Annotated in this window: 15 protein-coding genes; 1 reads left to right on the forward strand and 14 read right to left on the reverse strand. The window is 41.1% G+C overall.

The window, feature by feature from the left end; genetic code table 11:
- The first annotated feature begins 2 nt into the window (after positions 1–2).
- The gene (locus tag SSAL8618_RS10655) at positions 3–146 is read left to right on the forward strand and encodes a hypothetical protein (RefSeq protein WP_002884712.1); all 144 of its coding nucleotides are present in this window, start codon (positions 3–5) and stop codon (positions 144–146) included.
- A 47-nt stretch (positions 147–193) separates the two neighbouring features.
- Here the strand turns inward: SSAL8618_RS10655 and SSAL8618_RS08815 are convergent, their stop codons facing one another.
- From SSAL8618_RS08815 to SSAL8618_RS08880, 14 genes are all read right to left on the reverse strand, one after another.
- Positions 194–406 (reverse strand): helix-turn-helix domain-containing protein, encoded by a 213-nt coding sequence (locus SSAL8618_RS08815; RefSeq protein ID WP_022496194.1) that lies wholly within the window; start codon positions 404–406, stop codon positions 194–196.
- 9 nt (positions 407–415) lie between these two features.
- Complete coding sequence (locus SSAL8618_RS08820; RefSeq protein WP_022496193.1) at positions 416–1024, reverse strand: DUF2975 domain-containing protein; 609 nt, start codon at positions 1022–1024, stop codon at positions 416–418.
- Positions 1025–1215: 191 nt separating this feature from the next.
- Complete coding sequence (locus SSAL8618_RS08825; protein ID WP_022496192.1) at positions 1216–1653, reverse strand: hypothetical protein; 438 nt, start codon at positions 1651–1653, stop codon at positions 1216–1218.
- Positions 1654–2273: 620 nt separating this feature from the next.
- A complete protein-coding gene (locus SSAL8618_RS08830; RefSeq protein WP_004183442.1) occupies positions 2274–2780 on the reverse strand; it encodes a hypothetical protein in 507 nt (168 codons plus the stop codon).
- 11 nt (positions 2781–2791) lie between these two features.
- Positions 2792–4822, reverse strand: coding sequence for an ATP-dependent DNA helicase RecG (gene recG / locus SSAL8618_RS08835; protein WP_257001904.1), 2031 nt, complete (start codon positions 4820–4822; stop codon positions 2792–2794).
- A gap of 120 nt (positions 4823–4942) precedes the next feature.
- Complete coding sequence (gene alr / locus SSAL8618_RS08840; protein ID WP_038676741.1) at positions 4943–6046, reverse strand: alanine racemase; 1104 nt, start codon at positions 6044–6046, stop codon at positions 4943–4945.
- Positions 6047–6073: 27 nt separating this feature from the next.
- Positions 6074–6427: a holo-ACP synthase gene (gene acpS / locus SSAL8618_RS08845; RefSeq protein ID WP_038676744.1), complete on the reverse strand. Its 354-nt coding sequence runs from the start codon at positions 6425–6427 to the stop codon at positions 6074–6076.
- Between the two features lie 5 nt (positions 6428–6432).
- Complete coding sequence (locus tag SSAL8618_RS08850; protein WP_038676746.1) at positions 6433–7461, reverse strand: 3-deoxy-7-phosphoheptulonate synthase; 1029 nt, start codon at positions 7459–7461, stop codon at positions 6433–6435.
- A gap of 84 nt (positions 7462–7545) precedes the next feature.
- Complete coding sequence (locus SSAL8618_RS08855) at positions 7546–8577, reverse strand: 3-deoxy-7-phosphoheptulonate synthase (protein ID WP_038676747.1); 1032 nt, start codon at positions 8575–8577, stop codon at positions 7546–7548.
- A gap of 23 nt (positions 8578–8600) precedes the next feature.
- On the reverse strand, positions 8601–11150 hold the full coding sequence (secA, locus tag SSAL8618_RS08860) for a preprotein translocase subunit SecA (protein WP_014635034.1): 2550 nt from the start codon (positions 11148–11150) through the stop codon (positions 8601–8603).
- Between the two features lie 182 nt (positions 11151–11332).
- Positions 11333–11677, reverse strand: coding sequence for a hypothetical protein (locus SSAL8618_RS08865; RefSeq protein WP_223896456.1), 345 nt, complete (start codon positions 11675–11677; stop codon positions 11333–11335).
- 2 nt (positions 11678–11679) lie between these two features.
- Positions 11680–12627, reverse strand: coding sequence for a mannose-6-phosphate isomerase, class I (manA, locus tag SSAL8618_RS08870; protein WP_038676749.1), 948 nt, complete (start codon positions 12625–12627; stop codon positions 11680–11682).
- A gap of 65 nt (positions 12628–12692) precedes the next feature.
- Positions 12693–13586 (reverse strand): fructokinase ScrK, encoded by an 894-nt coding sequence (gene scrK / locus SSAL8618_RS08875; RefSeq protein WP_038676751.1) that lies wholly within the window; start codon positions 13584–13586, stop codon positions 12693–12695.
- Between the two features lie 182 nt (positions 13587–13768).
- On the reverse strand, positions 13769–15670 hold the full coding sequence (locus SSAL8618_RS08880) for a sucrose-specific PTS transporter subunit IIBC (protein ID WP_038676753.1): 1902 nt from the start codon (positions 15668–15670) through the stop codon (positions 13769–13771).
- Positions 15671–15734: the final 64 nt, after the last annotated feature.

Genomic DNA, 15734 nt, shown 5'->3' on the forward strand with positions numbered 1-15734 from the left:
ACATGAAACTTAGTATTGAAGCAACCGATAAATTGGAAAATAAAGATTTCCACTATGAGCTGACAGTCTCAAAAACACATATCGCCATGGTCTGTGGCACCGTGCTAGTCAGTCTAGCCCTGGTCGCATGGTTGAAGAAAAAATAAAAAGCTTGAAGCATGATCACTAGAGAAGTGACTACTGCTTCAGGCTTTTAATTTTCTTCATCTGATCTATATTCAAGAATATCTCCTGGTTGGCAATCTAACTCCTTACAAATAGCATCCAGAGTCGTAAAACGGATTGCCTTGGCCTTGCCGGTCTTTAGAACCGAGAGATTGGCTGGGGTAATACCAATACGTTCTGCCAACTCACCCGAGCGCATCTTCTTCTTGGCAAGTTCAACGTCCAAATTGACAATAATCATATGCCCCTCCTAAATCGTGTATTCATTTTCCTCAGCAATGGCATTAGCCTTAGTCAAAATCATAGCAACAGCATAGAGAACAAAGCTAACTAGCAAATAACTGATATTAAAGAAACTATAACTATGGTTGCCTGTCCCAAATGTAAAGATACCATTATTGATAAAGGCCCCAAGAACTAGCAAATGCGCTGACCAACGAACCAACTTAGCATTTTTAGCGATAAAAATATCAGAACGATAAAGATTAATCAGAAAGACACGTAGACACAACAAGAAGCCTATGTTGACTGACATACGAAGGAAATCAATGGTTGCTGCAAAAAGCGTCAGACTAGTGCTACTACTTTTCACGGTAACCCCCGAACCAAGAAGCATACGCAAACCTTGTTGTAAGAGTCCTTCATGACCAGTCAGGATAAAGGCATCAGTAAGAATGGTAATAACAAGACTTAAAAAGCCCGCAAAAAGGAGGACATTAACGAACAGGAGAATACTACGTAGACGTTTCTGTTCTTGCGTTTCCTGACGATTTTTAGCACTTTTGGCCGATCTCCAACCATAATAACTAGAGCCAGCCAAGGCTAGGATGATTAAAAAATAAAATAAGATAGTTGTCATGTGTTACCTCGATTGTAAATTCATTTGATTTCTTTGAGCATAGACTAGAAAAAGCCAAGGTGCCTCTAGGAGCCCTTGACCTCATACTAAATCATTAGCTAACTATTAACAGTATCAATTATATCGAATATCAATATAAAATACTAGTTTATAGGTAAGATTTTACTACTTTTCAAATAAGATTCCTTCAATTATTTGACAGCTGTTTGTCCCTTACGAAGACGGACAGCATCACAAGCTAGAGAGACCAAGAGGAGCCAGACTGATGTGCTGAAGTCCACTACAAGGTGATTAGTCGTTCCCAACTGCAGGAAGATATTCAAGGCTGATGGCACAAAGGTTAGAAGAGCAGCCTTTTTCAAGAAGAGAGAAAAATCTTCTGTCCAAAATGCCTTCCAAGTAAAGTCTTTAAGCTCTTTACGAAGGAGACAAAGCAAGGCAAGATAGAAGGCGAATTGTAACTCTGAGACTAGCCAGTAACCCCATCCAGAAAGGTAATGAACCTCAGCACCTGGAAAAAGATTAGTCACATCCACAAAAGGAAGGATAAGTAAAGCAAGCATTGCAAGACCGTAGATTGCCATAAGAAGAATAAGAACAGCGTTGATGATTGATTTAAGTGTTTTCATGATAAGTATTTCCTTTATTAAATAGTTTTTGGTATATAATTTCTCTTTTTCGCGAATAAGATTATCTTTATCGAAAACTTATTATCGTTTATCGATAATTATATATTACACTCTTTATTTCTCCTTGTCAACACATTTTTATCGTTTTTCGATATTTTTTATCTAAAATTCAAAAAATAAAAACCAGCCAAGAAAATCTCAACTGGTTAGCTTACTTATTTTAATCGCCTAGACTGGTCATGGTTCCGTCTAGACTTTTTATGAGTTTAAGAAGAGGGATTCTACGTTATGAAAAAAAGGAAAAAGGGATTTTGGAAAATGAGGGATGAAAGTTGTAGAATATGGGTAAATTGAGCCTCTTCCTAGCATCAATACTAGTTTTGATAAACCTTAAAGTCTTGAGGATGCTTCTGGAAATTTCGGTTGAAGGTTACTTTAATTTTTACTGTCATTGTTTTGTCCTCCTTTTTTAGGAATGGTTTGGCTTAGCCAAAACGTTTTATTATCAAAACCTATCTCGTTTTGATGGTTTTATTATAGGTTGCCTAACTTAAAGAAAGCTTGTAATAAGCTTGAAGGAAACTTAAAACTCTCAGTGAGTTTACTGAGAGTTTTTCTGTCTAAAGCATGGATAAAATAATTCCCAAGACCAGAGCCACCCAAACGGCATAGCGAATTGTCGCATGATAGCGGTAACTTTCAATAACCTTGGGTAGCTTTGTAAAGAGATAGGCAATGTAGGCAACTATGGAAAGAAAATACCCTTTAAAATTCCAGGACGAGCCTAAGATACTAAAATCTTCGAATAGGGGCACAAGCATCAGTACAGCCGTAAGCATACACCAGACCGGTAAAAGCGTCCTTTCCTTTTGATGCTGTATATGGATAATCAGCTGAGCTATAAAACCCGCGACGTACATAATCAGTAATACCGAACAAACTAGAGAGATAAGAAGTGAATAAAGATATAGGGTATGAAAGTCCGTCTTTCCTTCTATCAGCTTTGCCAATTCGGTAATAAACCAAATCAAGATGAAGGCGAAAAAATAAAACAGGAGACCTAACATCATAAGAAATAAGGGATGCAAGATAGCAAAAAAATCGATTTTTAACCGTTTCTTTTTCATGGGTTTCCTCCTCAATCAAACTCGCCTTGGCTTCTCAAATGAGCTCCTAGCACCTGCCAATCAGGATTCTCGCGCCAGTTAGGGTCAGATACAATTTGGCTGGCCACGCGCCTTGCTTCTTCTAGGATATTATAGTCTTCCACAATATCAGCCACTTGAAATTCAGGAATTCCTGACTGACGTGTCCCAAAGATCTCTCCTGAACCACGCATTTTAAGGTCCTCTTCTGCTAGAACAAAACCATCCGTAGTCTCACACATGGCCTGCATGCGTTTTTTCCCGGTATCATTTTTAGGATTAGCCACCAAAACACAGTAGGACTGCTTATGGCCACGACCTACACGTCCTCGAAGTTGGTGCAGCTGGCTAAGTCCAAAGCGGTCGGCATCCATAATGACCATAACCGTAGCATTTGGCACGTTAACCCCTACTTCGATAACTGTGGTTGATACTAAAATCTGAGACTTTCTGTCCTTGAAGTCCTGCATAATTTGGTCTTTTTCATCATTTTTCATGCGACCGTGCATCAGAGCCACTGTAGCTGAATCCCCAAAGAAATCTGTGAGTTCCTGATGAAGGGCCACCGCATTTTTCAAATCGAGAGCCTCAGACTCTTCAATCAAAGGTGAAATAAAATAGACCTGAGCATCTTTTTCCAACTCGCCCTTAATCCAAGTCAGTACGGTATCTAGTTGCTCATGTTTAACCCAACGGGTAATAATAGGCTTACGCCCAGCTGGCATTTGGTCAATGATTGACACATCCATTTCTCCAAAGGCAGTGATTGCCAAGGTCCTAGGGATAGGTGTCGCTGTCATCATGAGGACATCAGGATTGTCACCTTTCTCACGGAAAATACGACGTTGATTAACCCCAAAACGGTGCTGCTCATCAGTAATTACTAGCCCAAGCCTGTGATAAGTCACAGCATCCTGAATCAGTGAGTGAGTCCCCACAATCATCTGAGCCTCGCCAGATTCGATTTTGGAAAGAGCTACTTTTTTGTCCGCCGCCTTCATCCCAGAAGTTAGGAGCACTACCTCTAGCTCAGGAAAAAGCCCCTGTAAACTCTGATAGTGCTGCTCCGCTAAAATTTCCGTCGGTACCATGAGGGCAGACTGCAATCCTGCCGTATAAGCCCCATACATGGCCAGACTAGCGATAACTGTTTTCCCTGAACCCACATCTCCTTGCAAAAGACGGTTCATATGAGCCCCAGATTTCATATCAGCTAGGATTTCCGATAAACTACGCTGTTGGGCTTCTGTCAAGGGGAATGGTAATTCTGCAATTTTGGCTTTGATTTTGACTTCATCGTAAGCAATTGCTAGACCATTGGTTTCGGACTTATTCTCAGCCTTCAGCACCTGTAAGTTCATCTGGAAATAAAAGAGCTCCTCAAACTTGGTCCTACGTAAAGCCTGCTTATATTCAGCCAAATCTTTCGGAAAATGCATAGCACGCACAGCCTCTTGGCGTCCCATAAGACGATACTTGTCCATAAGCACCTGTGGGAGACTCTCCTCCAACAAATTCAAGGCCCCACTATCAAAAGCTGCCCTTATAGCCTTTATCAGCTGGGCCTGACTAACGCCCTGGGCCACATGGTAAACTGGCTGCATATCGTCCTCAACTTGAGCCAACACTTTCATACCAGTCACTGCAGACTTCTTCTGGTCCCATTTGCCAAAAATAGCCACTTCTGCCCCCATCTCAATCTTGTCCACAAGATAAGGCTGGTTGAAGAAACTAATGGCAATCACTGCCTCTCCTTGCTTGATTTTAAAACTCAGACGATTCCGTTTAAAGCCATAATACTGCACATTGGCAGGTGTCACCACCGTTCCCGTAATAACAGCCTTTTCGCCATCCATCAGTTCAAAGATAGACTTACTCTTAAAATCTTCATATCGGAAAGGAAAATAAAGCAAGAGGTCCCCAACCGTGTGCAAATCTAATTTGGTAAATTTTTCAGCGGACTTAGGACCAAAGCCTTTCAAATCCGCAATCGGTGAATCTAGTTGAATCATATCCTCTATCATTTCTATCGTGTTCTTCTCCTCGTGAAAAAGGAAGCCTTATCAGCTATTATAACACATGAAAATGGTCTTCACTAAAATCAAAAAATCCAGTATCAAACTGGATTTCTCTTTTTATTTATATTAATCATAGCTACGAGGTACACGATCACTAAGCAAACAAAGAACTTCGTAGTTGATAGTACCACGTTTTTCAGCCACCTCTGTCGCAGTGATGCTTGCTCCTCCATTTTCACCCATAAGAGTAACAGGAGTTCCTAGGGGATAAACCTTAGGAAGGCGAACAGTGATTTGGTCCATAGACACACGCCCAACAATAGGACAAAGCTGTCCATCCACAATAACGTGGAAACCTTGTAAATCTCTGGTCCAACCATCCGCATAGCCAATCGGAATGGTTCCAATAACCTCATCAGCTGTCGTCGTATACGTTGCACCATAACCCACATCTTGACCTGCTGGCAAGGTCTTAACATGAACAAGTGCTGTCTCCAAACTTAAAGCAGGACGAATGTTATATGGAAGGTCTAAAACACTGCCACTAGGATTGAGACCATAGATGACGACACCTAGACGTACCGCATTAAAGACTGTTTCTGCATGCCAGATACTCGTCGCAGAGTTGCTAGCATGTACCAAGCGAGGGCGGTCCACCAAGTTATTAACCAAATCCGTGAAGAAGGCCAATTGACGCTTGAATTTACTATCATCTGCCTCATCAGCTGTTGCAAAATGGGTAAAAATACCTTCGACATCCGCACCAAGTGACTTCAGACCAGCAATCAAACTATCTGCATCTCCTTGGCTACGCACCCCAATGCGTCCCATACCTGAATCAATCTTAATATGACAGGTCAAACCAGTCAAATCAAGCCCTTGCTTCTTAGCTATTTCCAACCACTCAAGCGAAGCTACCGTCAGAGTGATGTTTTCTTGAATAGCCAAAGGAACCTCGTCTGGCAAGACGACTCCTAAAATAAGTATCGGTTGCTCTAAGCCAGCCTGACGGAGTTCAAGTGCCTCGTCTAGGTTGGAAACACAAAAACCATCTACCTGTTTAGACAAATGCTTGGCCACCGCAACAGCGCCATGACCATAAGCGTTGGCCTTAACAACTGCAAAAGTCTGCACCTTTTTAGGAATGTGACTAACCACTTGTTCAATATTTTCTGAAATTGCTGATAGATCAACCTTTGCCAAGGTTGGTCGATGTAAACTTGAAATCATAAGCTATCCTCTTCCAACATCTATCTCTTAGTTTTTTTCTAAAATGACACTTGCCTGAACAAAATCACCGCTATGGGAAATCGAGATGAAGACATTGCCTTCAAAAGGCGACTGGGTCACCACTGGAGCTCCCTTGTTATTGGTCAAAATTTCAATATCCTTAAAGCCGACTGCTCCAATACCTGTACCCCAGGCCTTTGAAAATGCTTCCTTACCAGCCCAGCGACCTGCTAAATAGGACATCTGACGATTGCCAGAAAGAGATTCAAAACGCTCCCACTCTTTTGGTGTCAATACCTTTTTTGCAAAACGTGGATTGCGGTCATAAGCCTTTTTAACAGCTGAAATTTCCTGCAAGTCTATACCATGTCCAAAAATCATAATTGTTATGAAAGTCGATTGTAGATTTCACGAATAAGACTATCTGTCTTATCCCAACCAAGACAAGGATCTGTGATTGATTTACCGTAAACTTCAGGTGTGTCTTGACGACCATCCTCAAGGTAAGACTCAATCATAAAACCACGCACGGTATCCGCGATACGCTCATCCCACTCACGGTTAAGAAGGACTTCACGCACAATACGAACTTGTTCCATGAAGTTTTTACCTGAGTTATCATGGTTTGTATCAACAAGGATAAATGGGTTTTCCAAATTAAATGCACTATACTTGTCCAAAGCCTTAACCAAGTCTTCGTAATGGTAGTTGACAATGTTCTGTCCATTTTCATTGTTGGCACCACGCAAGATAGCGTGAGCGAGTGGGTTACCATCTGTTTTAACTTCAGCGCCATTGTAAAGGAAATGCTGTTGGTTCTGCGCAGCATAGATACCATTAAACATGACATTCAAATTCCCTGACGTTGGGTTCTTCAAACCAATTGGCACATCAATACCTGAAGCTACAAAGCGGTGTTCTTGATCCTCAACCGAACGTGCTCCAACAGCGTGGTAGCTAAGTAGGTCATCAAAGAAGGAAAGATTTGACGGATAAAGCATCTCATCAGCGATTGGGAGGCCTGTTTCAGTAATAATACGTGACTGAAGGTGGCGAACCGCCTTAACTCCAGCAAGAAGGTCTACATCACCCTCTGCGTCTGGTTGGTGGATAAGCCCCTTATAACCATCTCCATTAGTACGTGGTTTAGCTGTATAAACACGCATAACAATAAAGATTTTATCTTTCACTTCTTCCTGAAGTTTGGCCAAACGGTGAGCATAGTCAAGAACAGCTTCTTCATTATCAGACGAACATGGACCAATAACCAAGAGAATACGTTTGTCCTCACCCTTTATAATTTTTGCCAAGGCCTCATCATTGGCCTGTTTAGTTACTAGTGCTTCTCCCGTAAGAGCATGCAATTTCCTTACTTCCGCTACATCAATCAGCGGACTATTTTGATGAATTCCCATCTATTTCCCTCTCTTTGTGAAAAGAGAGCGAACCGCTTGGTCATCCAAACGGTTCACTCCCCATATATGGTTTCTGTTACCTTATTATTTTGACAAAGTATCGTGGATTTCACGAATCAATTCTTCTGTCTTATCCCAACCAAGACATGGGTCAGTGATTGATTTACCATAGACATCTGGCGCATCTTGACGGCCATCTTCAAGGTAAGATTCAATCATGAAACCACGTGCAACTTTGTTGATTTTTTCATTCCAGTCACGGTTAATCAAGGTTTGACGAACAATACGGATTTGTTCCAAGTAACGTTTACCTGAGTTATCATGGTTTGTATCAATAACGATGAACGGATTTTCAAGGCCCATTTGTTCATAATGTTCGATTGTTTCAAGAACATCATCATAGTAGAAGTTAGGCACGTTTTTACCATATTCATTCGTTGAGCCACGAAGAATAACGTGTGCCAATGGGTTACCTGAAGTTTCAACTTCTTCACCGTTAAAGAGGAAGTTTTGTTTGTTTTGTGCAGCGTAGATACCATTAAACATGACGTTAAGGTTCCCTGATGTTGGGTTCTTCATACCAGTTGGAACATCAATACCTGACGCAACAAAACGGTGTTGTTGGTCTTCTACAGAACGTGCACCGATGGCAATATATGACACAAGGTCATCTACCAAAGGAAGGTTTTCTGGGTAAAGCATTTCATCAGCAGTTGTGATACCAGTTTCAGTGATAACACGGTAGTGAAGATTACGCACAGCCTTGATACCATTGATTAGGTTTGGTTTACCTTCAGCATCAGGTTGGTGCACAAGTCCTTTATAACCATCACCATTTGTACGAGGTTTAGCTGTATAGACACGCATAACCATAAAGACTTTATCTTTAACTTCTTCTTGAAGTTTAGCCAAACGGTGAGCATAATCAAGAACTGCATCCTCATTGTCAGATGAACATGGACCAATAACCAATAGCGTACGGTCATCTTCACCCTTGATGATTGCTTCAAGCTCTTTATCACGAGCTTGTTTCTTGGCAAGGGCTTCACCTGTCAATGTAGTTGATTCTTTAACTGCATCAAAAACAATTTTTTCACTTACTGCTTTAAAAACCATAATAATTACCTATTTCTTTTTTCCTAAAATTGTTTACGACCGTGACAATTTTTAAATTTCTTACCAGAGCCACATGGACAGAAGTCATTACGACCAACCTTACTAAAGTCAATTTCTTGACCATTAGCATCTGCTTGGTGAGCCTGGATATTGCCTGTTGCTGTTGTTGAAACACGTTCATTCACATTTTCACGAGATTGTTCATGAATTTGTGCTTTCATCATTGTACGTGTCACATCATATTCAATTGCCCCAATCATATCTTGGAACATCTTGAACCCTTCAGATTGATACTCAACGATTGGATTGTTTTGGGCATAACCACGCAAACCAACGGCATTACGTAATTGATCAAGGGCATCGATGTGGTCCGTCCACTTGTTATCAACAACCATCAAAATCAAGACTTTTTGGAATTCACGGATAGCTTCCTCTGAACGCAATTTCTTGATTTGACGATCATAAACATCATCTGCTAACTCATTCAAGTAAACTTTAATAGCGTCATAATTAACACTACGTTTCGTTACCTCTCCCACTTCTCGTAAATCTTCAAGTGAGATGGCATTCTCAGGAACCAAGGCCTGACGAGCAAAGTTCAAGATACCTTTAAGAGCTTCCTCTTGATCATTGCGGCTGTGACCATCTACCGTACGGTTAATCGTACGCTTAATCATAGCCTTAATCTCAGGTTCAAGGTCACGTTCTGCTGTGATAACATCATAACGCTCAGCATAGATGATTTCACGTTGTTCACGCATAACGTCATCGTACTGAAGGACTTGTTTACGAGTATCGTAGTTATTTCCTTCGACACGTTTTTGAGCCGCTTCCACTTGGCGTGTCAACATACGTGATTTGATAACGATATCTTCATCATCAGCATTCAAACGTTCCAAGACTTGCTTGATACGATCAGAACCGAAACGACGCATCAATTCGTCTTCAAGTGAAAGGTAGAATTGAGATTCCCCTGGGTCCCCTTGACGTCCCGCACGACCACGCAACTGGTTATCAATACGACGGCTTTCGTGACGTTCTGTACCAATAACACAAAGTCCACCAAGTTCAAGAACACCTTCACCAAGTTTGATATCGGTACCACGACCGGCCATGTTGGTCGCAATCGTAACGGCACCACGTTGACCCGCATTCATGATAATATGCGCTTCTTTTTCGTGGTTTTTAGCATTAAGCACTTCATGAGGAATGCCTGCTTCAACCAACATCTTAGAAATCAAGTCAGATGTTTCAACGGCAACCGTACCAACAAGGACTGGCTGTCCCTTTTCATAACGACGTTTAACATCTTGTACCACAGCACGGAATTTAGCATCCAAGGTTGGGTAAAGAAGGTCGTCGTGGTCAATACGTTGAATTGGACGGTTAGTTGGAATCGGAATGATTCGCATGTTATAGATTTCACGGAATTCATCTTCCTCAGTCTTACCAGTACCAGTCATCCCTGACAATTTCTTGTACATACGGAACATATTTTGGTAAGTGATTGAGGCAGATGTCTTCGTTTCTTCTTGAACTGGCACACCTTCTTTTGCCTCAATGGCTTGGTGGAGTCCATCTGAGAAACGACGACCTTCCATGGTACGACCTGTAAATTGGTCAACGATAAGAATTTCTTGCTCAGGACTGACCACATAGTCAATATCATGCAACATGATGTAGTTGGCACGAAGGGCATTGTCAATATAGTGAGTCAAGGCAACATTATCAATATCGTACAAGTTGTCCAAATTGAAGAATTCTTCAGCCTTGTCAATACCTGAGTCATTCAAACCAATTGTTTTTGTTGGAATATCAATGGCATAATCGTCTTCTGTTAATGTTTTAACAAAGGCATCTGCACGATGATACAATTGGTTAGTTTCTGAACTTACAGGTCCTGATACGATCAATGGTGTACGGGCTTCATCAATAAGAACCGAGTCAACCTCATCGACCAAGGCATAGTTCAATGGACGTTGTACCATGTTTTCCTTACGAACAACCATGTTATCACGAAGATAGTCGAAACCTACCTCTGAGTTGGTTGAGTAAGTGATGTCACAGTTATAAGCTTCACGTTTTTCAGCTGGTGATTTGGCAGAAAGGTTAATCCCTACTGACAAACCAAGCCAACTATAGAGCTCACCCATTTCAGTCGCATCACGCTCTGAAAGGTATTCGTTAACGGTGATAACGTGTACACCTTCACCTGAAATAGCATTTAGGTAAACAGGCATTGTCGCAGTCAGGGTTTTCCCTTCCCCTGTACGCATCTCTGGTACGTCACCATGGTGAAGAACGATACCACCCATGATTTGCACACGATATGGGAAAAGTCCAAGGACACGTTTTGCCCCTTCACGAACAACTGCAAATGCCTCTGGCAAGAGTTGGTCTAGGCTTTCTCCGTTTTGATATCGTTTTTTAAATTCTTCTGTTTTTGCCTGAAGTTCTTCATCTGAAAGAGCCGCCATTGCATCAGCATAGCTCTCGACTTTCTTGGCAGTTTTTTCTAGTTTCTTAATTTCGCCTTTATCATTTTCAATGATTTTGCGTAATATATTTGCCATCTTTTTTCCTTTCGACAGTCTTTATCTCCATATTTTACCACAAAAGCCCCCTTTAAACAAGAAATCACTCAAGGATTGACAAAGAAAAAAGCCCTAGTTTAAGGGCTTTCACAATGGATTCGCAAATAAAGTAAAACTTTTTTATTAGATTCACTGAAAATATCGACAATAATACTTTATGCCTACTTCTCAGAATTTCCTTGGCTCTCTAGGATATCCTCAAAATCATGCAAGAGATTTTCAAAAGCCTGCTCAAAGAAAGCATGGTCGGTGCTACTATAGGCCTTCATTATCATAGGACTAGCTTCAAAATCAACGTAGAATTGATAGTCCAAAACACCATTTTTCCAGTAAAATTTGATGCTAGGGGAAGCTGTTTTTTCACCACACATACCAGGAATTACCCGCTGTAAGCCATAAATGTGGTCGCCATAGTCTTTCAGACGATAATAAACTCCCTCAAAATAATAGGATTTGTTGATTTCAATATGCTCAAATAGTGCCGCTAAAACTTTTTCATTACTCATACTTAAGCCTCGTTAGGGTGACTGACAATCATCTCCAATTGTCCATCAATTTCCCAATCTGTCACATCATTTGGAAGAATGAAGTGATCACCTTTTTTTAGACAATAAATGCGTGAATCGATAGTCATGGTCCCATTGCCAGAAAGTACGGAACAAAGCAAATAGGGAGCTGATTGCTTGAAGTCAACCAAGCCACTGAGTTTCCATTTATACACAGTGAAAAAGGAGTTTGATGTCAAACAAGTCGACTCTAATTGCAAGGTCTTAACAGTTGCTGGGACGCTATTTTCAGGATACCCTAGATTCAAGACATCAAGAGACTGTTGAATATGAAGTTCACGTTTATTGCCCTGATTATCCCTACGATCAAAATCATATACACGATAAGTGGTATCGCTAGATTGTTGAGTCTCTAAGATAAGGATACCTGGACCAATAGCATGCATGGTACCGCTTGGTACAAAGAAAAAGTCACCTTTCTTAACAGGAGTTTTCGACAAAAGTCCATCCCAATCACCTGCTTCAATCAAGGATGCCAGCTCTTCCTTTGTCTTAGCCTTGTGACCATAAATAATTTCTGCACCCTCTTCAGCATCAATAATATACCAACATTCTGTCTTTCCTAGCTCACCTTCGTGCTCTAGCCCATAGGCATCATCAGGGTGTACCTGCACTGAGAGCCAGTCATTAGCGTCCAAAATCTTGGTCAACAAAGGAAAAACACTAGTCTTGGGGTTTCCAAAAAGTTCTGGTTTATCCTTGTAAAGCTCTGCCAGGTGGAAACCAGCATATTTTCCATTTTTGACATAGGATACACCATTAGGATGGGCAGAAATTGCCCAGTATTCACCAGTGTGTTCACTGGGAATATCGTAACCAAACTCTGCCTTGAGGCGGTTCCCTCCCCAGATTTTCTCATGCATTGGTGAATCTAAAAATAAAGGTTCCATTACTTCCTCCTGTATAGAGCAAAACGCCTTAAGATTATCTCTCAAAGCGATTTTACATATTTTGTTTATTTGTTTGTATGCTTGTCAGCTACGTCTTTAGCAAGTGCGAAGTTACCAAGTGTTGCAGAACCATTACCTGAAACAGCAGGTGTCACAATATACTCATTTACATCTGGTACTGGAAGGTAACCATTCAAAAGAGCTGTGAATTTTTCACGAACACGACGAAGCATGTGTTCTTGCCCCATAACACCGCCACCAAAGACGATAACTTCAGGACGGTAAAGGACTGTTGCTTGGACAGCCGCTTGAGCAATGTAGTAAGCTTGAACATCCCAAACTTCAGAGTGCTGATCAATCAATTCACCACGAATACCTGTACGGGCTTCAAGCGATGGTCCAGCAGCCAAACCTTCCAAACATCCACGGTGGAATGGACAAGTTCCATTAAATTCATTGGAAACATCATTTGGGTGAAGAGGTACATATACGTGACCAGCTTCAGTATGACCCATACCACCAATAAATTCACCATTTTGAATAGCACCAGCACCAATACCAGTCCCGATAGTGTAGTAAACTAGGCTTTTAACACCTTTACGAACAAGCGTTTCACCATAAGCAGATGAGTTAACATCAGTCGTAAAGTAGAAAGGAACATTAAACTCTTTAGCAATCAAGCCAAGAAGGTCAATATTTGACCAATGTGGTTTTGGTGTTGAAGTCACAAAACCATATGTTTCAGAGTTTGGATCAACATCAATTGGACCGAATGAACCAATAGCAATTCCAGCCAATTGGTCTTCATAACGTTTGAAAAATTCAATCGTACGATCAATTGTTTCATAAGGTGTTGTAGTTGGGAATTGGGTTTTTTCAACGACTTGGAATTTCTCATCACCAACAGCACAGACAAATTTTGTACCACCAGCTTCCAAGCTTCCGTAAAGTTTAGCCATATCTAAAGCTATCTCCTTCTGTGATCTATAAATAACTATCTTATACTATTATAAAGAAAAGCAGGATAAAAGACAATCTAAATGAGGCCTTATTTGACAAGGTACAGACTACTCTGCTTCATACTTTTCTTTATGAGACTTTTAACTAAAAAAGCCGAATTGACTTCGACTTTTCTAGCTTATTATTTAACTGCGATGAAGTCTGCACCTTCAGCAACTGAACCAGTCGCTACTGATGAAACATCTTCGAAGTCTGCAGTGTTTGTAACGATAACCATAGTTGTATCGTCAAGACCTGCTTCAGTGATTACTGAGCTATCGAAGGTAGCCAAGACATCACCTTTTTTAATACGTTGATTTGCTTGAACTTTAGCATCAAATCCTTTACCTTCAAGTGAGACAGTGTCGATACCGATGTGGATAAGCACTTCAGCACCTTTATCAGATTTAAGACCGTAAGCGTGACCTGTTGGGAAGGCGATTTGCACTTCACCATCAAATGGTGCAACTACTTGGTTACCTGAAGGTTTGATAGCAGCACCTTTACCCATAGCTCCTGATGAGAAGACTGGGTCATTAACATTTTCCAAAGCTACAACTTCACCTTTAAGTGGTGCAGCGATTGTTTCAGCTTGCAATGCAACTGGAGCTGATTCTGCAGATGCAATATCTTCAGCAACAACTTCTTTTTGAGCTTCAACTTCTTCCTCTTTGTAACCGAAGATCCAAGTAAGAGCGAAACCAAGAGCAAGTGTTACAAGTACCATAATCACATACTTAAGTACTTGACCGTTAAGGTATAGAAGAGTACCAGGAACGATTGTTACACCAAATCCTGTACCAGCAAGGTTAAGGATTGATGCCAACCAACCACCGGCAGCACCAGCGATAAGACCCATGATAAATGGCTTACCGAAACGAAGGTTAACCCCAAAGATAGCTGGTTCAGTGATACCAAGTACCGCTGAAAGAGTTGCAGGGAAAGCAAGTGCTTTCAATTTAGCATCTTTAGTTTTAACACCCACTGCAAGTGTCGCACCAGCTTGGGCAGTCATAGCAGCTGTGATGATAGCGTTAAGTGGATCTTTACCAGTATTAGCAATGAGGTTAGCTTCAAGCAAGTTAAAGACGTGGTGAACCCCTGTAACGACGATAACTTGGTGAACTCCACCAAGAACAAGACCAGCAAGACCAAATGGCAAGTTAAGAATCCATTCTGTAGCAGCAAGAACATAGCTTTCAACAGTATGGAAGACAGGACCAATGATAAAGAGGGCCAAAGCTGACATTACTGCAAAGACGATAAGTGGACGTAAGAGAAGGTCAAGAACATCTGGAACCCATTTACGAACCCATTGCTCGAACTTAGCACCAAGCAAACCTACGAAGAAGGCTGGAAGCACTGAGTTTTGGTAACCTACTACTGGAATAAAATCAAAGAAGTAGATTGGTTTAGCAGCACCTGATGCAACATCCCAAGCGTTAGGAAGGGCGTTGTTAACCATCATCAAACCAAGAACCAAACCAAGAAGTGGTGAACCACCAAATACGTTAAAGGCTGACCAACAAATCAAGGCTGGGAAGAAGGCGAAGGCTGTATCTGTCAATACAACTGTGTAAGTGTAGAAATCTGTAGCAGCAAAAGCTTTTGATGTTGTACCGAACAAACCAAGAACTGTATCGTTATTGATTGCTCCACGGATACCCATGAAAAGACCAGTCGCTACGATTGCTGGAAGCAATGGAACGAAAACGTCACCGAATGAACGGATAGCACGTTGGAACCAGTTCCCTTGTTTAGCAGCTTCTGCTTTTTGTTCGTCTTTAGATGCTGTTGGAAGACCTTGAGCAACGACTTCGTCGTAAATCTTGTTAACAGTACCTGTACCAAAAATCATTTGGTATTGACCTGAGTTGAAGAAAGCACCTTGAACTTTTTCAATGTTCTCAGCCTTTTCTTTATTGATTTTGTTTTCATCTTTAACCATCACACGTAGACGAGTCGCACAGTGAGCAACACTGTTGACGTTTTCACGTCCACCGAGGGCATCGATGACTTCTTTTGCAATTTGTTTGTTATCCATTTGCAAAAATCTCCTTAATAAAATTTGGTATGAAAGCGTTTAGCTTTTCTTTACGATAACTATT

The organism is Streptococcus salivarius, from assembly GCF_000785515.1.
Taxonomy (GTDB): Bacteria; Bacillota; Bacilli; order Lactobacillales; family Streptococcaceae; genus Streptococcus; species Streptococcus salivarius.